Annotated in this window: 20 protein-coding genes and 1 pseudogene; all 21 read right to left on the bottom strand. The window is 39.5% G+C overall.

Annotation, left to right across the window (positions count from 1 at the left end):
* Nucleotides 1-16: 16 nt before the first annotated feature.
* On the bottom strand, nt 17-913 hold the full coding sequence (locus tag BQ7367_RS06845) for a MurR/RpiR family transcriptional regulator (RefSeq protein ID WP_072524763.1): 897 nt from the start codon (nt 911-913) through the stop codon (nt 17-19).
* A 141-nt stretch (nt 914-1,054) separates the two neighbouring features.
* Entirely contained in the window at nt 1,055-2,449 is a 1,395-nt protein-coding gene (locus BQ7367_RS06840) for an ATP-binding protein (RefSeq protein ID WP_072524762.1), read from the bottom strand.
* 402 nt (nt 2,450-2,851) lie between these two features.
* Nucleotides 2,852-3,133: a DUF6429 family protein gene (locus tag BQ7367_RS06835; protein WP_072524761.1), complete on the bottom strand. Its 282-nt coding sequence runs from the start codon at nt 3,131-3,133 to the stop codon at nt 2,852-2,854.
* Nucleotides 3,133-4,035, bottom strand: a complete 903-nt coding sequence (locus tag BQ7367_RS06830) for a nucleotidyl transferase AbiEii/AbiGii toxin family protein (RefSeq protein WP_072524760.1) — start codon at nt 4,033-4,035, stop codon at nt 3,133-3,135. Before BQ7367_RS06830 ends, BQ7367_RS06835 begins: the two co-directional genes overlap by 1 nt.
* Nucleotides 4,028-4,633, bottom strand: coding sequence for a type IV toxin-antitoxin system AbiEi family antitoxin domain-containing protein (locus tag BQ7367_RS06825; protein ID WP_072524759.1), 606 nt, complete (start codon nt 4,631-4,633; stop codon nt 4,028-4,030). Before BQ7367_RS06825 ends, BQ7367_RS06830 begins: the two co-directional genes overlap by 8 nt.
* A 285-nt stretch (nt 4,634-4,918) precedes the next feature.
* Entirely contained in the window at nt 4,919-5,251 is a 333-nt protein-coding gene (locus tag BQ7367_RS06820; RefSeq protein ID WP_072524758.1) for a HigA family addiction module antitoxin, read from the bottom strand.
* A 59-nt stretch (nt 5,252-5,310) separates the two neighbouring features.
* Nucleotides 5,311-5,592, bottom strand: a complete 282-nt coding sequence (locus BQ7367_RS06815) for a type II toxin-antitoxin system RelE/ParE family toxin (RefSeq protein ID WP_072524757.1) — start codon at nt 5,590-5,592, stop codon at nt 5,311-5,313.
* 143 nt (nt 5,593-5,735) lie between these two features.
* Nucleotides 5,736-5,873 (bottom strand): annotated as a pseudogene (locus BQ7367_RS14330) (helix-turn-helix domain-containing protein); the annotation flags it as partial.
* Nucleotides 5,874-5,910: 37 nt separating this feature from the next.
* A complete protein-coding gene (locus tag BQ7367_RS14440; protein WP_159431632.1) occupies nt 5,911-6,075 on the bottom strand; it encodes a hypothetical protein in 165 nt (54 codons plus the stop codon).
* Nucleotides 6,076-6,169: 94 nt separating this feature from the next.
* Nucleotides 6,170-7,366, bottom strand: coding sequence for a polysaccharide biosynthesis C-terminal domain-containing protein (locus BQ7367_RS06805; protein ID WP_072524756.1), 1,197 nt, complete (start codon nt 7,364-7,366; stop codon nt 6,170-6,172).
* 11 nt (nt 7,367-7,377) lie between these two features.
* Nucleotides 7,378-8,553, bottom strand: coding sequence for a non-hydrolyzing UDP-N-acetylglucosamine 2-epimerase (gene wecB, locus BQ7367_RS06800; RefSeq protein WP_072524755.1), 1,176 nt, complete (start codon nt 8,551-8,553; stop codon nt 7,378-7,380).
* Nucleotides 8,554-8,614: 61 nt separating this feature from the next.
* The gene (locus BQ7367_RS06795) at nt 8,615-9,679 is read right to left on the bottom strand and encodes a polysaccharide biosynthesis protein (RefSeq protein ID WP_072524754.1); all 1,065 of its coding nucleotides are present in this window, start codon (nt 9,677-9,679) and stop codon (nt 8,615-8,617) included.
* Nucleotides 9,680-9,752: 73 nt separating this feature from the next.
* The gene (locus BQ7367_RS14235) at nt 9,753-11,192 is read right to left on the bottom strand and encodes a cytidylyltransferase domain-containing protein (protein WP_083588897.1); all 1,440 of its coding nucleotides are present in this window, start codon (nt 11,190-11,192) and stop codon (nt 9,753-9,755) included.
* The gene (locus BQ7367_RS06780; protein WP_072524753.1) at nt 11,189-12,127 is read right to left on the bottom strand and encodes a Gfo/Idh/MocA family protein; all 939 of its coding nucleotides are present in this window, start codon (nt 12,125-12,127) and stop codon (nt 11,189-11,191) included. The genes BQ7367_RS14235 and BQ7367_RS06780 overlap by 4 nt, the downstream gene beginning before the upstream one ends.
* 1 nt (nt 12,128) lies before the next feature.
* Nucleotides 12,129-13,097 (bottom strand): Gfo/Idh/MocA family protein, encoded by a 969-nt coding sequence (locus BQ7367_RS06775; protein ID WP_072524752.1) that lies wholly within the window; start codon nt 13,095-13,097, stop codon nt 12,129-12,131.
* Nucleotides 13,094-13,864, bottom strand: a complete 771-nt coding sequence (locus tag BQ7367_RS06770; RefSeq protein ID WP_072524751.1) for an acylneuraminate cytidylyltransferase family protein — start codon at nt 13,862-13,864, stop codon at nt 13,094-13,096. The genes BQ7367_RS06775 and BQ7367_RS06770 overlap by 4 nt, the downstream gene beginning before the upstream one ends.
* Before the next feature lie 6 nt (nt 13,865-13,870).
* Nucleotides 13,871-15,022: a UDP-N-acetylglucosamine 2-epimerase gene (gene neuC, locus BQ7367_RS06765; protein ID WP_072524750.1), complete on the bottom strand. Its 1,152-nt coding sequence runs from the start codon at nt 15,020-15,022 to the stop codon at nt 13,871-13,873.
* A complete protein-coding gene (gene neuB, locus BQ7367_RS06760) occupies nt 15,019-16,011 on the bottom strand; it encodes an N-acetylneuraminate synthase (RefSeq protein ID WP_072524749.1) in 993 nt (330 codons plus the stop codon). Before neuB ends, neuC begins: the two co-directional genes overlap by 4 nt.
* Complete coding sequence (locus BQ7367_RS06755; protein ID WP_072524748.1) at nt 16,012-16,650, bottom strand: acetyltransferase; 639 nt, start codon at nt 16,648-16,650, stop codon at nt 16,012-16,014.
* Between the two features lie 5 nt (nt 16,651-16,655).
* Nucleotides 16,656-17,702: a sugar phosphate nucleotidyltransferase gene (locus tag BQ7367_RS06750; protein WP_072526119.1), complete on the bottom strand. Its 1,047-nt coding sequence runs from the start codon at nt 17,700-17,702 to the stop codon at nt 16,656-16,658.
* An 85-nt stretch (nt 17,703-17,787) separates the two neighbouring features.
* The gene (locus tag BQ7367_RS06745; RefSeq protein WP_072524747.1) at nt 17,788-19,005 is read right to left on the bottom strand and encodes a glycosyltransferase family 4 protein; all 1,218 of its coding nucleotides are present in this window, start codon (nt 19,003-19,005) and stop codon (nt 17,788-17,790) included.
* Nucleotides 19,006-19,038 lie beyond the last annotated feature (33 nt).

The following is a 19,038-nucleotide window of genomic DNA, read 5'->3' as shown; positions in this document are numbered from 1 at the left end:
TAAAATTGTAGAAAATCTACGGTTTCTTTATATCTTCGTACGCTTTCTCTCTCACTACCTTCTCGCATTTTTTGAGACGGGAGGCATAATGATCATAGTCAGAAGCTATGATCCCCATATAGAGCATATCCACGATCAAAAGCTGGGTCATCCTGGAGAAGATGGCATCACCGTAAAAATATTGATCCTGGCTGGTGCAGATCAGGATATCCGCGTATTTTCCAATGGTGGAGTCCCGGAAATTGGTGATCACAATTGTAACTGCTCCGGCTCTCTTCGCCGTGCGCATTGCATCCACGGTGTCTTTCGACTCTCCAGAATAGGAGATCCCCACCGCCACATCCCCTTCTCCCAGGCTTCCTGCCGAGATCCGCTGGAGATAACAATCGCTGAAATGCCGGCAGGGGAGCCCCAGATAAAGGAGCTTTGTCAGAAGATCCGCCGCTGTGACTTCCGAGTTCTCCACGCTGTAAATGTCGATCATCCTGGCATTTTTCAGCGTCTCTATCGCCTTTTTATAGATCTTCCCAGGTAGGTTCTTCAATGTTTCTTCGATCATCAGAGAAGCAGTTGATGCCATGTTCGCCGGAATGTCTTCGAGCCTCCCGTTTGGATTCAGTGTATATCCGTACATAAGTTGGTCATCCCGGTCCCGGGGCTGCTTTGTTTCTGCCTTGGCCAGTTCCGCCACCAGCTGGTATCGGAAGTCTCTGTATCCGGAAAATCCCAGAGACTTCAGCATCCGGAGCACCGTCGGCTGACTGACTCCCGCATTCCCGGCCAGCCGGTCGATCGACAGCTCCGGGACCTGATCTGTATGTTCAAGAATATAATCCGCGGCCAGTTTCTCGGATCTTCTCAGATCCGCATAGCCTGCTTTGATCTGTTTATTTACCTGATTCTCATTATCCATATTCCTGCGCCGGTTTGTAGATTGTCTACAAAACTTCCTTTCCTTCCGCTCTTTGAAACACAAAGATTATTATATCAGAGAAGGAAAGAGACGGGTATGGCAGGGAGTGTTAAATGTTTGTAAAGATGGGGCAGTCTTTCCTTACAGCTTGCTCACAATATCCGTATAACTTACCAGCGTCACGTTCCCCATCTCATTTGCCTGATCGGTGCAGCCCTTGGTAAAACCTGTTTTCGCAAAGAGATAGTAGTGAACATTTTGATAGGAAAAGAGTTCGCTTCGCTTTACAAGTGTTTCTAAAACACCAAGACCGACTTTCTCATTCGTCCATTTGCACTCACCGAAAAGAGCTGTGTTTTTATCCTGTTCCGCAAGAATATCGATTTCCGCCCGGCTCTTTTCTTTGGGATCGTTGCCCCACCAGCGGCCGAGAGAAGAAAACTCCACCGGACATTTGCCAAAGAGCAGCAGATTCCAGAGATATTGCCTGCAAATCTCCTCAAACACCTTGCCCATATAGTCGGACAGATACGGCTCGATGCGTTTGTATGCCAAGCCGGCAGCACCACGGGCAATGATCGAATTGTTTTCCGGCACAAAACGATACCAAAAGCGGAACATATTGTCCGCAATTGTGTAAATTGCTTTCCGGGACGCTTTTTCACCGTATGGCGTTTCTTTTTTGATAATACCGAGGGAAATCAGATTTTTTATATAAACGGAACAAATATTTGTGTTTTCCCCGACCTTTCCGGAAATCTCCGACATACGGGAAGCGCCAGTGGCAATCGCCGTGATGATCGCATTATAGAGCGCCGGTTCCCGCACCTCCTGCTTAAGCAGATTCTCAGGCTCTTCAAACAGTGCGGAATTTGGATTCAAAAATGTGTTTTTAATATTGTCTTCTATGCTCAGTTTGTCGTTCATCTGAAGCAGATACTGCGGTGTTCCACCTACGATTCCGTACACATAGGCTTTCTCTTCATCGGTGAAATTTTTGAAATAATGGCAAGTCTCTTCAAAGTTAAAGGGAAGAATTTTCATCTGCGCTGTCCGTCTGCCGTAAAGAGGCGCTTTGTAGGCGAGGACATGATCTTCCATATAGGACATCGACGAACCGCAAAGGATCAGCATCAGTCTGGATGAGTCCTTGTATTGATCTATCAAAAACTGAATGGTGGAAGCGAGACTTTTCGACGAACGGGCGACATAAGGGTATTCGTCGATTGCAAGAATGATCCGTTCTTTTTCAGAGAGCTTGAACACATATTCCAAAGCCGCCTGAAAGGACAGGAAGGAGGTTTCGGCATCCATGCCGGTATGATAGCTCATAATGCTCTTGCTGAAATTTTCAAGATTCTGCTTGGCGTTACTCTCAACGCCCATAAAATAGATGGCGTTCTTGTCATCAATAAACTGGCTGATCAGCGCCGTTTTACCGACACGGCGGCGGCCATATATTACTACAAATTCAAGCTTGTCCGATGCGTATAACTTATTCAGCGTCGCAAGTTCATGCTCTCTGCCGATAAACATGGATTACATCCTCCTATCTCAGCAACATACATTATTTATAATATAACTAAATACAGTATAATATAAAATCAAATTTAGTCAAGTATGTTTAGGTAAATTATGATTGACTAATTTATCATAAGATTAAAAAAACAAAACAGGTGCAAGAGTCCAAACTCCTGCACCCGCCTGTCATTTCGTAAGCATCAAATATTCCCGCAGATTTTCTGATCTCCGAGTTTTATCTATAATAATTGTAGTCGATAGATATTTAGACTATTTTACTGCAATTATGGAGGATAGGTTATGGCAGATACTCGCAAAACCCGTGTTCCGATGGCGGAACAGATCCGGCTTGCGGCAAATGCTTTCGTGCAGTGCCTGCAAAGGCGGATCGGATTCATCACACGATTGTTTCGATTTTTACCCCTGTTTCCAATCGTTTATGCCGTACTTGGATAAAAGCTTTTTTGCCAGTTCCATGCCGCTTTCCGTAATATATACCGACTTGGAACGGGATGGATGTTTCCCCTGACGGATATAGTCCGCATCATCCAGCTCGTTCAGTATATCGAAATCATAGCCTTTCCACGCATAAAAATCGGTTGCTTCGTGAAACTTCTCTCCCTGCGCAAATCTGGAGAGGTATAACAGTATTAGCGTTAATTCCTTCATTGCTTCTTCTGCTTTTATATTTCCTGCCATTAGTTCTCCCTCCATACCTTGTCTTGTCCAGACCACTTTTTAGCAAATTCTTTTTCAGCCACCACAGCCACAAACGATTCTGTAAGAAATGCTTTTATTGTTTTCAGTACGGTGCTGTAATCATCCGTTTTAGTATCAATTTTACGGACAAAGGCTTTCCATTTCTTTTGCATTGCGGCGTCATCGTCAAATCTCATTACCTGCTCAAATTGTTCAACAGTAAAGCTATGCCCACGATTATCAAAGGTCTTTTTCATAGCTTCCGCCAGCGTTATGCCGTCAAAATCAAATTTATTGGCAAGATAGTAAATATCGTAATAATCCTTCATTCGGCTTGAAAATTCCATCAGGCTGAGGATTGCGTCAATCTTCTCGGCAATAGTCGTTTCAAGGGAGTATGTATTTACCGTTGGAGCGTCAAAGTCGGAAAGCTGTGTCGGGATTTTTCGTTTTTCCTGTTTCGGTACGATGATATCCCCCACACCGAAATCAATACTGAACGGTGTTTTGGTGTTTTTAATGCGGGCGACCACCGATGCGCCGATTCCTGCATACTTTTTGGCAACAGCAATAGGAGCAACATCTTTAATCTCAAAAGTGATAAAGTCATTTCCGGCAGGTGTTGCAATAATTTCCTCCAACATGGTTTTTAACTGTTCCGGCGTATTTGGCATTTGGCGGAGCAAAAAGTCCACATCAACCGTCACTCGGCTGTCAAAGTCAGTAAGAGAGTAGATAAACAAGCCGCCTTTCAACACAAGATTCTCTGCATATTTGGATTTTTCCAAACGGCGCAGAAATTCCTCTTGGCAAAAGAGCTGCAGACAAAGCTGATAACTTCTTCCACTTTCGGCTGCCTTATTTTTCAGTCGTGCAAGCACAGATGCAGCAATATCAGCCATTAAGCAGTACCTCCATTACATTCATAACCTTTGTATAAAGCTTCATTTCCTTTGCGTATTTAGACAAATTTGCAAGGTTCTTTTTTTCATCAGCAGCATAGACATTGACAGCCTTATTAAAAATTTCGTTGTCAAGTTTTGTGCGGTACTTAAAACAATCGCATATTGTTCGTTCACGGTCATATACAGGCAATATTACACCGTTAAAATTGCTTGTGGACTTACCTATATCTAAAAATTCCTTTTGAATATAGTAAGCTTTCATCGGAAATTCTTCTATGTTCTTTACTACACGGGATGCTGTTCTCGGCACAGCAATCGACCATTCACGGGGGGAAAAATCACTATATCCGTAGTGAAACAAAGCGGACTCCACACAAATAATTCCCTGTGGAAGAAGCTCCCGTATAAGCTGCTCTTCTGTAATACTTTTACTTTGGGGGAGCTGATAAAATCCTCTGCGAATTCTTTCAATGACTCCTTCTTTACAAAAAGCCGCTACCTCGTATTTATTTATCCCGTTAGCGGCAAAATCTGAAGTTTTTGCAATGCCGCCGTTATTTTCAATTACCGTTTTTAAAATTTCTTTTTTACTCAAGCAGACACCAACTTTCCGCACGCAAAAAATAAATAATGTACGCAATTATTATACCATACAGTTTTGAAAATCGAAATAACTATATGCGGACATTATTCCAAATCTGTGCGTCAAAAGTAATTTGAATATCAATTACGTTCCATTTTTTTAAGCAAAGTAAGCGCCAAATATTCCTGCGGATTTCCCAATCCTCAAGGTACACGGTACTGGGGATTTACCGTGTACCCTGCCCCTGTTTAAGACTATCTATTTCCTGACAGCCCCCTGATAAAAAATCCTGAGGCTCTATCTTACATAATCAGGCGGCTCTGCAGCCGAAGAATATACGACCTCGCAATCTCTGATTTTAGCGATATCATCTGCCAGACTCACCTTCAGCTTCCTAATATCAATATCATTTTGCATATCCAAAAAGTACTTATCAGAAACCCCAAAAAACTTAGCCAGCCGCAAGGATGTATCCGCAGTAATCTTTCTGCGATTATGCAAAATATCCTGAATCCTTGACACCGGAACATGGATTTCCTTCGCCAGCTTATACGCCGAAATGCTCATCGGCTCCATAAATTCTTCCTGTAAAATCTCACCTATTGTAGGAACATTAATATAATCAGTCATCGGAAACCTCCTCTCTGCTCAAACTATAAGGTATTTCTTAACAGTATGTCTGACTTCCTTTAATGGTAATCAACGATTTCAACGTTAAAGTAATCATTTCCTTCAACATTGAAACACACCCGATACTGGTCATTGATTCTAATGCTGTATTGTCCCGCCCGTTCACCCTGTAAAGGCTCCAGACGATTCCCCGGCGGCACACGCAGATCCTCCAAACATCCTGCATTATCTATCATGATCAGTTTTCGTAATGCGACTCGTTGTATCGACTGTGGAAGCTTTTTAGAAAAGATCTGGTGATAAATCTTCTCTGTTTCTTTATCTGCAAAGCTCTTTATCATAATTAAATTATACCCGATTTACATGTATATGTCAATCGGGTATATTATCTGATTGTACGCAGTAAATCACTAGTACCGTGCTAGTTTCCTCACTCCATGAGATAATAACTTCACAAAAACCAGCTGGACAGGATCAGCGCAATCTATTTTGCTGCCCGTTTAGGCACAAATGATATCTGTAACTGCATTCCCTTTCCATCTGCCAGTTTTTTTAATAATCTTAAAGATGGATTTCTTGTACCATTCTCCAATTTACTGATATCAGCCTGATTAATTCCGGTTGTAAAGATTCATATTCTTTCCGGAATCCGGCGTCATTTATGTCCTGTCGCTCTTCATTATGGCTTTTACCAGCTCATTTCTCTGGATGGCTTCCTTTTTATCCAACAGATCGCTCAGCGCAGCCAAAGCCGCATCGTACTGCTTCTTTGTTTTACTTACCTGCTCCTGCGCTTTTTGAATCTTGTGTTCCGTAAGCGCCAAATGGCTCTGCCTAGAGTAACTAATAACATATCTTATATCAGTTTTTTTGAGTTTACACAAAACTTGAAACGGTCTCAATCACACAAGAGGCATATCAAACCGGCTCGTAATAGGTGTCGGGTCTATCCGGATTAAAGATTTCATTACAAGTCATTACAGTTACCAGATTTTCCGTATCAGACAAATTGATAATGTTGTGCGTCCAACCTGGAATCATATGTACAGCTTCGATCTTATCCCCTGAAACTTCAAATTCTACTATTTCTCCAGTATTTATATTTCTTTCCTGGATAAGCCCATGCCCAGCCACTACTATAAAAAGTTCCCACTTGGAATTATGCCAATGCTGGCCCTTTGTAATGCCAGGCTTGCTGATATTAATGGATACCTGTCCGCAATCTTCCATATGTACTAATTCTGTAAATGAACCGCGATCATCTATGCTCATCTTCATTGCATACTTGAATTTTTCTTTGGGAAGGTATGTTAAATAGAGGCTATACAATTTCTTTGCAAAGGATCCTTCCGGCATCTTCGGCATCATCAATGTGCTCGGTTGAGCCTTGAACTGTTCCAGAAGATCTACAATTTCTCCCAAAGTCACCTTATGAGTCACAGGAACGCAGCAATATTTTCCATCTTCCTTAATTACGGTCTCCACCCCATCAAACTCACAATGCTGCTCCTTCCCTTCCAGAAGATCAAACATCCCCTCTACAAGATCATCAATATACAGAAGCTCCAGTTCTGTACTACGATCATTGACCGTAAAAGATTCATCATTTGCTACCGCCCAACAGAAAGTAGATACTGCCGAATTATACTTTGGTCTAGAATGCCCCATTAAATTAGGAAAACGGTAAACTGCCACCTTAGCACCAGTCTCTTCTGCATAATCAAAGAACAGATCCTCACCAGCTTTCTTACTACGACCATATTCAGAATCTCCAAAACGACCTGAAAGTGTCGCCTGTATAGAAGAGCTCAACATGATAGTTACTTTATTTCCATTAGCCTTAAGCGTATTCAACAAATCGCTCGCGAATCCGAAATTTCCCTTCATGAAATCTTCCGGGTCCTCCGGTCTATTTACGCCTGCAAGATTAAAAACAAAGTCTGCTTTCTCGCAATACTTTTCTAACTCTTCTCTAGTTGAATTCAGATCATATTCATATATCTCATCAATCTTAATTTCCGGTCTGGTCTGATTCTTTCCATCCCTAATATTCTTAAGATTATTTACAAGAGCAGTACCCACCATGCCCTTGGCACCCGTCACAAGTATATTCATTACACACCTCCCTATACGTCCTTTCTCCAAACCATCTTATTCACAACACCAACGTATGATTGAATAATCTTAACAACCTTATCTGACACATTGGTATCTGTATAATCCTGCACCGGAATGGCACCGCCATTCTTTTCATCTTTAACCATTTCAACCGCTGTATCGACTGCCTGAAGTAAACCTTTGGTATCTATACCAGACAGGATAAAACATGCCTTATCTAAGGCCTCCGGACGCTCTGTAGATGTCCTAATGCAAACAGCCGCGATTGGATTTCCTATTGAAGTAAAAAAGCTACTCTCCTCCGGAAGTGTGCCGGAATCAGATACAACCGCAAATGCATTCATCTGCAGACAGTTATAGTCATGGAATCCCAGCGGCTCATGCTGTATTACTCTCGGATCTAATTTAAACCCTGAAGCCTCCAACCTCTTCCTTGATCTAGGATGGCATGAGTACAGAATAGGCATATCATATTTTTCTGCCATCTTATTGATCGCAGTAAAGAGACTGGTAAAGTTCTTTTCTGTATCAATATTCTCTTCTCTATGAGCCGATAAAAGAATGTACTTTCCTTTTTTCAAACCTAATCTCTGATGCACATCAGAAACTTTTATTGCATCCAGATTCTCCGTCAACACTTCAGCCATCGGAGATCCGGTGACATAGGTTCTTTCCTTCGGAAGTCCACAGTCAGCGAGATACCGTCTTGCATGTTCAGAATATGCCAGATTTACATCGGAAATTATATCTACTATTCTTCGATTTGTTTCTTCCGGAAGGCATTCATCTTTACACCTATTTCCTGCTTCCATGTGGAAAATAGGAATATGAAGACGCTTAGCTCCTATTACAGAAAGACAGGAATTTGTATCGCCCAGAACAAGCACAGCCTCCGGCTTAAGCTCTACCATGGCTTTATAAGACGCTGCAATGATGTTACCCATCGTTTCTCCAAGATTGGCTCCGACAGCATCCAGATACAATTCTGGATCCGCAAGACCAAGATCCTTAAAGAACACCCCATTCAGACTATAATCATAATTCTGGCCGGTATGAACCAGAATCGTATCGAAATATTTCCTACACTTCTTTATAACTGCGGCAAGTCTGATGATCTCCGGGCGTGTGCCAACAATTATCATTAACTTAATCTTTCCATTCTTTTTCCAATTTGGATATTGCATAGTTTTTTCCTTCTTCCCACCCACCTATAAGGGGTATGTATTCTCTATTATAAGATTTCTGTCAAGCTTCAACAGCATGAGGACGTCCTTCCAACTCTTCTTTCACGTAGTCTGTACCCATGATTTTTTTTACCACACCATCAACATCGAGACGATTTGTGTTATAGCTCGTGTAAGCCTCATCGCCTTCAGTGTGGACTGTGCCCTGAACATAAAACTTATCGTAATTTAGGCCTCGCGCATCAGGGGCAATACGATAGTAATGTCCCATATCCACGCTTCTCAGCATCTCCTCACAGGTTACCAAAGTCTCATAGAGCTTCTCACCATGACGAGATCCAATAATTTTCTTTTCAGTTTCTCCGAACACTTTCATTACACCATCAGCCAAATCTCCAATAGTCGATGCATCTGCTTTCTGAACAAACAGATCCCCAGGTTCCGCATTCTCAAACGCGAAGGCAACCAGATCCACTGCCTCATCCAGATTCATCAGGAAGCGTGTCATATTAGGATCTGTTATAGTAATTGGTGCTTTTCTCTTAATCTGATCAATAAAGAGAGGAATAACTGATCCACGAGAACACATAACATTACCGTAGCGGGTACAAGCAAGAACTGTACCTGATCTGTCATATGCCTTTTGTGCTCTGGCCTGGACCACCTTTTCGCCTACAGCTTTAGTCATGCCCATTGTATTTATCGGATAAGCCGCTTTATCGGTTGAAAGGAATACAACTCGCCGGACTTTGGCTTCAACTGCAGCAGTAATCACATTATCAGTACCAATGATGTTTGTTCTCACTGCCTCCATTGGAAAAAATTCACAAGAAGGAACCTCTTTCAACGCCGCGGCATGGAATACGTAATCAGCTCCAAACATCACATCACGAACTGAATCTATATTACGAACATCGCCAACATAGAATTGAACTTTTCCACAATAATCGGGATAAGAAGCTTGTAGAGTATGCCGCATCCAATCTTGTTTCTTCTCATCACGAGATATGATACGGATTTCTCCAATATCTGTAGTCAAGAAATGCTTCAGCACTGTTGACCCGAATGAACCTGTTCCCCCTGTGATTACCAGTGTTCTTCCTTTAAAAGCATCATTTATTTGCATAATTTTACCTCTCTTTCCATTTCTCTTCAATGTTCTAACTTTTTAAAGTTAGCCCACACATGAATCATATCATTCATATGGAGCGCAATATTTTTTTTGCAATAAGATATACTTCATTCAATCCTGCATCTCTCTTACAATAGACTTCATGTAAATATTGCATCATTTCAAAATCTTCTTCTGAATCAATATCTAACACCAAATAATCAGGCATTATTGAAACGCCACAATTATAATCCAAAATTGTCTTTTCAATACTTCTATCCAAGAAGGAAGGATTATATGCGTAAATACTCGCATTTAATTCATAACATTTTGGGGCTTGCTGCCTAGCGGTAAAATTGGATTTACATATCTTTTTGTAATATCCATTCGGTTTCCTTTCTACCATATTAAAATATGGGCTACGTCTAGATTCAACCACGCTAAAGATTATATCATAATCACCAGATACGAATCCCGAAACAATATTTTCAATGTCACAAATTCTTCTATATGGGGATGTTATGTCTAAATCAACAACTACATCAGGATTTGTTGATTTCATCTGACGATAAGTATCTTGTATAACTGCCACTTTGGGAACAACATCACCTGCAAGTTCTTCCTTGCGATCTACAAATTCTATTTCAACTTGTGTTTGTGCTTGAAATAGTTCCTTTAATGGCTCGCTATCTGTATTTACCGCAACTCTAATAATATTTTCCGAATGCTTATCGGCATACCCTTTGACAGCAGCAAGAGTATAAAACGCAAGTGGGACTGAATTCATTTTTTTTAGATTTTTATTTCTAAATCCTTTAGATCCAGCTCTTCCACATATTGTAAAAAGAATATTCATCATCACCATCTCCCCCCAAATATGCTGGGTATATTCCTTAATTTCTTTTTCCGATTTAACCTTTATTCTAATATCAGGCGACTTTCCAAAAACAATACAATTATCCGGAACAATTTCGTTTATTAAAAAAGTATCAGCGGCAATAATAACATTGTTTCCAATATGAGTATCACCTAAAACAGTAGCATTTGCATATAATAAAACGTTCTCGCCAATTTTAGGATAATATAATTGACCTTTCTTACGATTACCGCCCACTGTTGTTCCTTGATAGATAAAGAAATAATCACCATACTGAGCTCTTCCAAGCACACTACATAAAGGATGTTCGCAGTGAAAATGCACAGGAAGCTCAATCGCATAAAACCAATCATTGCCGTGCATGATTTTATTCAAATAATAAACTTGATCTGCCGATGTGTCCTCTCCATTTAAAAAAAGAACGTGTGAAAGTCTGTAAAGGAAATTCATCCACTGAACACTCATATATGGAGAGAATATAACCTCTTTTCCATCGCATAATCTTCGATTTGGCATCCCCGAATAATTCTTCTCGATCAAATCTAATGCTTCTGGAATGTGGCGTAAAATAGCATTTTCATCTATTTCCAGCCAGTAATTATATAATTGGCGTAATAAAAGGTTTTCTAAGTTATCAACTAATATTTTCATTGTATAATCCCCTGTGTTAACTTTAGTATATCAACCCCATGATGGAACCCATCCTCTACTTCGCACATACCCGAAATCATATCTATGAAATGGATTAACTCTCTTCTCTGATAGTCATCTCGCTCCTCATGAAAATCAATTTCTTCCCCGCTGGCTAAAAAATGGAGCTTATTATTTGCAATATCTCCAACTATACTTTCTTCTTTAGTCAACAGTAAAATCTCTCGAATCGTCTTCCTGCCAAAGTAATCTAGATGAAGCTCTGCTATTTTGTCATTAAACTCTGCAATATAAATCGCATAGTCATCACTATCTATTTCTAAATTCGATTTCTTTCCTATCAGACTTTGTACTTTCTCTGGCCACCCAAAAAGATAAGTAAGATAATCCCATTCATGAATTAAATCAATGCTGACACCACCACCCATATCTTTATGTGCACTGTATGATTCTCTATAGTCTTGCCCTGGTCTCCAAGCCGGCAGATAGCTGGAAGAAATACTACGTACAGAAATGACATTAGAAGTGTCTACATTTTTCTTTATCCATTGGATTACAGCATTATAACGAAGTGGTGCCGCAACATAGTAGATTACGTTATCTCTCGTTATGAAAGATTCTGCATCTTCTAACTGTCTTAACGATACAACAGGTTTCTCTATAAAAAAATTTCTTCCCTTCGTATGGTATATTTTCAATGATTCTAGATGTTGATCTGTCGGATTTGTAATAAAAATCACATCGTAATCATCTGGCACTTGTTCCACTTTGGAGTAAATATTATTAATTAATTTAATTGAAGAACATTTTCCATCTCTTCTAACAGCGTCAATCTGTAATCCAATGCCTCGCTCTGTACAGATGGCTTCTAAATTCCTAATATGCCGCCTCGCAATTGAGCCTATGCCAATAAAGCATACTTTTAATTTATTCATCTCACGCCCCCACACTATCGATCAGTTCGAGAATTTCCATATCTTGCTCAAATCCATACTGGGGTTTCCTCCCATTAAGTACAACATCAAAGAACTCACGTATTTCATTTTTATACATGTTCTCAACTATGAAGGCACTATACCCTTCTTTATGCTCTGCCTCTTCGGTTAAGACAACCTTTTCTAATTTACCCGTTTCTAAATTAAATTCTTGAATGCTATCTGGAGTTCCATTCCAACATAGATAGGACCGCTCCGCATACACTTCCAATTTTCTTACAGCAACCGGAGAGACAACATCTACGATTAGCGTTCCCTTATTGCCATTTTTGTGTTGAAACTGAATCATGTAGTTATCTTCAAAGCCAATATTCAATTCTGTTACCTTGTCTGCTAAGACATTCACTGACTCAATATCTCCAAAAGTTCTTGTCAGCCACGGCAATTCGATTGCCATGATTTCTCTACAGCCATTTGTTCTTTTATCACCTATAAAGAAATCCTTATAGTTCTCCCAAGGATGCCAATCTGGTAGATACTGTCCAATATGATAAATATAGATCCATTTCTTCTCTGCTTCAATTTTAGAACGTATATATTTAATCTCTTCACGATAAAAGAAAGAAGACGATAAGAACAGGGTACATCTTTTCTCCTTCGCAAGCGCCATGTTTTCCTTATACTTATCAGGCACGAGATTCAGTTCTGTAAATACATGCCACCCTTTATTCAAGCAATCTGCAATAATCGATGCATGTGAGAGGGGCGAAGTACAGATAAATACGCAATCTATTTTTTCTTCTATTTCCTCGGTAGAATTAAAACATTTAATATTAAACAGCTTCGAAGTTTCCTGCCGCCTGTCCTCTCTTCCATCAATACCAAAAATTTCATATTCTGGGTATATTTCTTCTATTAAACGAATCCTTCTTTTTCCCATGGATCCCAGTCCAATTACAACAATCTTCATGCTATGCACACCTCCTTTTCGGAGATACGTCTTGAATTGTGCAATTGAACATTTCGCAAAAACGCTTTAAATAAATTAGTTGCCAGTCCCCCCCCCGAAATTATTTCAGCGAGTTTAAAATCAATTTCCGTGTCAATATCGATACTTCTACTCTGTGGCATAATATATGCAAAACTCCCTTTTTGATATAAAAAGCGATCTTTATAAAAATGTTCTGTGTCTACAATATAAATCGCTCCATTTAACCGATAATACTTCTCACCAGCTTGACGCTGTTTTATATTTTCTATATCAATAAAGTCTAAGAATTCATGATTTTCTGGTAGGTGTCCACACCACAAAGGCGAATGCTCAGCCTCACAAACTGAGACTACAGCAAAATTAGCCTTCTTTTCAAATATTCTATATGCTTCCTGTATATCACAGGCTACCCGCAATGGGGATGTTGGTTGCAATATGCAAAAAGAATCAAATTGTAAACCTATATTTCGGTATTCTCCCAGAACCTCTTCGACCATATCCCATGTACTGGCTGTATCTGTCGCTGTTGTATTACTTCTCAAAAACGGAACCTTTGCTCCAAACTTTTTCGCGATTTCAGCGTATTTATCGGAATCAGTTGATACCATTATCTCATCGAAGCACCCCGAATTTATTGCTGCTTCTATTGTGTAGGCCATTAACGGCTTTCCGTGTAACTCTTTTATATTCTTGTCTTTTATCCCTTTTGATCCGCTTCTTGCAGGGATGATTGCCAGATTACCCATATTAATTTAAAGATCATAGAACTTCTTCTTGAGATCTATCCTCCCATTTATTACTTTTTCAATTGTTTTTTTTGCTATTTGCTGCGCAGCATTTCCGTCACCGTAAGGACTTATTACTTCCTTGCAAACAGCTCGATGTTTATCAGATAAAGCAACTAAAATTGCATTTATAATTGAATCCTTATCAGTTCCACAATTTATAATGCTTTCTGACTGCAATCTTCCTCTTTGCCTATCACCAATATTTACTGTAGGAATATGAAATGCCGGAGTTTCGATGATGCCGCTAGAAGAATTTCCAAGTACAAACTCTGCATATCTCATCAAAGATAGATACCGTCTAACGCCTAGCGAAGAAAAGACATGTATATTATCAATCTCTTCATTTGCTTTGTCCAGCAATTCATTTATTCTTGCTCCACCTTGATCTGCATTTGATTTCGTAACTATGAACTTAATCTCAGGGAAAGACTTGATTGCACCTAAGAAATGCGCTATCTGTTTATCAACACTACCGCCTTCCATCGTTACAGGGTGATAAGTACAAACTGCGTAAGAACAATCTTCAAGCCCGACACTTTTCAAAACTTCAAGCTTACTCATATCTGCAACAGTCAAAACATTGTCTATGCTGGTAGAACCATAGTTAAACACACGATTCGGATCCTCTCCAAGCTGGATAACACGCTTCTGGCTTTCTTTATTTGTAACAAAATGCAGATAACTGATTTTTGTAATAGAATGACGAATCCATTCATCCAATGCACCTTCAGTAGTATCTCCTCCGCAGAGGTGAAAAATTGGAGTTCTTGTATTACCGGCAGCAATCGCTACAGAAAGTATTTCGTATCGATCTCCAAGTATAAGGATTGCTGTATATTTCTCCTTACAAAACAGATGTGTAAATTTCACAAGGGTATCCGCCTGATTCTCAGAGATATCTATCTCTGTATCTGACTTCAACAAGATTGGAATTTTGTGGTCAATCCGCTCATGAATATCATTGATTGTCATTCCGTAGTTCTCACTTAAATGTGTCCCCGTTACAATCAGATCAATTCTAAAATCTGTATTCTCATATTTACGGAGTTCTCTAATAACAGGTGCCAATAACCCGTACTCCGCTCTTGTGGCTGTTATTACGGCTATCTTTTTCATAACTCTATCAATTCATCCTCTTCAAAATCCCGAATTGCTTTTGTTCCGAGAACATCCAGCCATCTCATTGGACTGATTCCACACCCTGGCCTTTTTACCGTAATATTATCCTCACTTAGTTCTTCACCTGCTTTGATATATTTTTTTGCTACGATGCTTTTTCTTGCTATAGGAATATTTTTTTTCTCTGATGGCGACGGGGTTTTGTCCCCGCTACCAAGTGCCTGCTCTATATTCCTGATACTGGATACCATAGCAGCCAATTCGTTTGGTTCAAGACTTGCCTTATGATCTGGCCCTTCCATATTTTTGTCAAGTGTAAAGTGTTTCTCGATTATGGTAGCCCCCAATGCAACCGCAGCAACAGGTACTTCCATTCCTTTTGTATGATCGGAATATCCGACTTCCAGGTTAAATGTCTCTCTCATGGTCTGCATAGCTCGCAGATTCACATCCTCAAATGGTGTTGGATATTCTGTATTGCAATGAAGAAGTTTTATTTCTTTTGTTCCATTTGCGTTCAGAACATTTATTGCAGCTCTAATTTCTTTTATGTCACACATGCCTGTGGACATAACCACAGGTTTCCCTGTCCTCGCCAGAGCAACCAAATAAGGATAATTTGTAATCTCCCCAGATGGGATTTTCCAGAACGGCATATCAATGGAATTTAAGAAATCAATACTCTCAAAATCAAATGGCGTAGATAAAAAACAAATTCCAACCTCATTACAGTATTCTCTTAATGCTAAAAATTCATCAAAAGACAACTCAATTTTTTTTAGCATATCAATTTGAGAACCCTCTCCTGTAGTTTTCTTCTGGTAATCGGCTTTTTGAGCATTCCGAGATACTAGATTCTTCGACTTAAAAGTCTGAAATTTAATACAATCTACACCTGCAGTTTTTGCAGCATCAACCAATTTGCACGCCAATTCAAAACTTCCATTATGATTTACACCCGCTTCGGCTATTATATACACACCCATCTACACTACCACCTTACAAGGATTGCCATATGCTTTTGAATTATTCGGAACATCCTTAATCACAACGCTCCCTGCGCCAATCAAAGTATTGTCACCTATCGATATACTTTGACGGACAACTGTTCCGGCGCCAATATGAGAATCATCTCCTACAATAACTTGTCCGCAAAGTATTCCACCTGGACTTATATGCGAAAATGCCCCAATCCTGCAGTCATGCTCAATGATTGCTCCGGTATTAATAATGGCACAAACACCTATAGATGATCCCGCATTTATTACTGCCTGTTTGCCAATAAACACACCTTCGCCTATTTCAGTTTTTCTACCAACAACAGCTGAAGGATCAATAATAGTTGGGATAACAAAATCCAGATCTTTTATTATTTGATATAATCTACGTCTGAGATTTGTATCCCCAATGCTGCCAACAGAAACAAACGCATCTGTCCACCCCTCATTTTTCAATCTTGGAAGGTCATCATCACTTCCGACCACGTGGATTCCTAAAGCTGATACTAATAAGTCGCGATCAACTATTCCAATTTCATCAAAACAAGCCATTGATAAAGCGCAGTCCAGAACCGATTTACAATGCCCGCCACCGCCAATCAGCAACAGCCTTTTTCCTGTCTCCATCAAATTTACTCTCCGTACAGTTTAATTCTCATCTTTTCAAGTTCGCTAATCTGCCCCATATCCATCCAGTCATTTTCAGATACAGGAAAAGCTGCAACTTTTCTTCCCTTTTGTTTTTGTCTTTCAACTACATCCGGGAAACCAATTGATTCCCCTTCAACCATATCATCTACAACTTCAGGTTCAACTATATATATCCCCGTGTTGGTCAGGAAAGACACCAGCGGTTTTTCTTTCATGGATTCGATAACGCCCTTCTCCCCCGTCTCCACAACGCCGTAAGGAATATTTAGATTTTTATAAGCGCAGATCATTGTTATGACGTTTCCACTTTCCTTATGAAACTTCACCATCGATTCATAATTCGCAGTGAGAAGTGCATCGCAGTTTGCAAAGAAAAAGGTGGAATTAAACTTTCCCTTCAAAAGACTGAGGCCTCCACCAGTACCAAGTGGCTGTTCTTCATCATACCAGGTGATATTATAGTTTCTCTCACTATCATTAAAATAAGCCTTCATCAGTTCCTTCTTATAATTAACAATAATATGAAACTCATCACAGGCATAACTCTGATATTCTTGCATGATCAATTCAATGATTGGAAGTTCTCCTACAGGAATCAATGGTTTTGGCAGTACTCTCGTAAGCGGATCCAAGCGTGTTCCTTTTCCTCCTGCGTTAATGACAACAGGAATATTCAAAGGATTCCTTGGTTTTTTTTGAACACCTGATTCTCCGTTATACAAATCAACAACAATGCCTTCATCGTTCAGAATTGGTATTACAATAAAATTCTTTTTGTGATAAAGAGTTCGTGCCTCCTCTACTGTCTTTGCGTATCTAGGATGCATGTTGGCTGCATCAAGAGCACGGCCATCCATCCTACCGCCACCAAGAAGAAATCGACGTACATCTCCGTCTGTTACGCACCCAAGAAGTTTTTTTTCATCATCTACAAGGAATAAAATACCCGAACCATTTTTGTCAATCTGCTGCATAGCTTCGGATACTGAGAGAGATTTGCTCCCAATAAATTGTTCTATATTATCCATAATCAAACCCTCTATGTCTTTCAACATATAGCCTCATAAAAGGCATATATGATCTTATGGCCTTTATAGCCAGCTATAAATAGTATTATCCAAAAGCCTTCTGTAGCATCCTTATATAATCTTCACGCATTCTAGGAAAATTATAATAATCTTCAAACATCTTTCTGGAAACTTTTCCCATGGAATCCCAATCGTATTTGTCAAGATTATTGAACACTTCGTTCAGTTCTTTCTGCGAATAGTTAATAAGTATGCCATTTTCGCCGTTGTGCACCACTTCAGGAATTCCTGAAACATTTGTTGAAATCAACGCTGTTCCACTACGCAATCCTTCAAGCAATGCTAATGGAAGTCCCTCCAATTTTGATATTAGAATACTGATGTTTGATTGTGCTTGATATTTATACACATCATTGTTTGGAACAGCACCTACAAATTTTACACAATCTGTTAAACCATATTTTTCAACCAATGACATTAATCTCGATTTTTCTTGTCCATCACCTACAAAAAGGACTTGAATATCTTTTAATAATTTAGGCCTCGTTTGATGTAAGGCTTCTATAACTTCCAAGTGTCCTTTTCTTCCATTCATCGACCCTACGCTAATGAATCGATACTTTTTCTGAGCACATTCTGATCGTATCCTGTTTGTCTCTTTCAATTGATTCTCAGTCAAATCAGATATACCATTGATAACAGGAACTGTCTTCCCTTGGAGGAACGGATATTGTGATAATAGATTTTTTTCTTCAATCTTAGTAATACAAGCCATGGCATCTACATTCTGTAATGTATATTCCAACTGCCTGTCCATTTCCTTCTCAACATCTGTTCCCTTTAATTTAGGATAGTAAGACAAAATCATTTTATTTCCGTCTGGTGAACCATCTGAGTGAATAAACAAACAAATCTTCACACCATCTTTTCTATGATTCATCAGATACTCATAACAGTCCTGCCACCCATGAAAAACTATGATATCCGGAGTACGATCCAGCGTATCATAATAATCAAGAATTCTTTTAGAACCATTATTCAAATTATTTATTCTATTCTTTGCATAGAATTTGGTATGTCTAGAAAAGTATTTTGCGGCTTTCTTGGCTAAACGTAACAAAACAGTATTTTTTGACTTAAAGCTTTGTTCCAGTGTGGCATTTAATTTATCAGCAGTGAAGACCCCCAAATCATAGCCGCGTTCATTAAAGAAATCCTTGCTATTAATAATGCGTTTTATAGTTTGTACTGGCCCTATACCGGATGTCAAAGACATTGATGATATCACATCTACTTTCAACATTTCGTCATCTACTCCTTGATTATTTTTATCTGT

It is taken from the genome of Clostridium sp. Marseille-P3244, assembly GCF_900120155.1.
GTDB lineage: Bacteria > Bacillota > Clostridia > Lachnospirales > Lachnospiraceae > Mediterraneibacter.
Note: the sequence above shows the minus strand (reverse complement) of the source record. Positions and strands in the feature narration are given on the sequence as shown.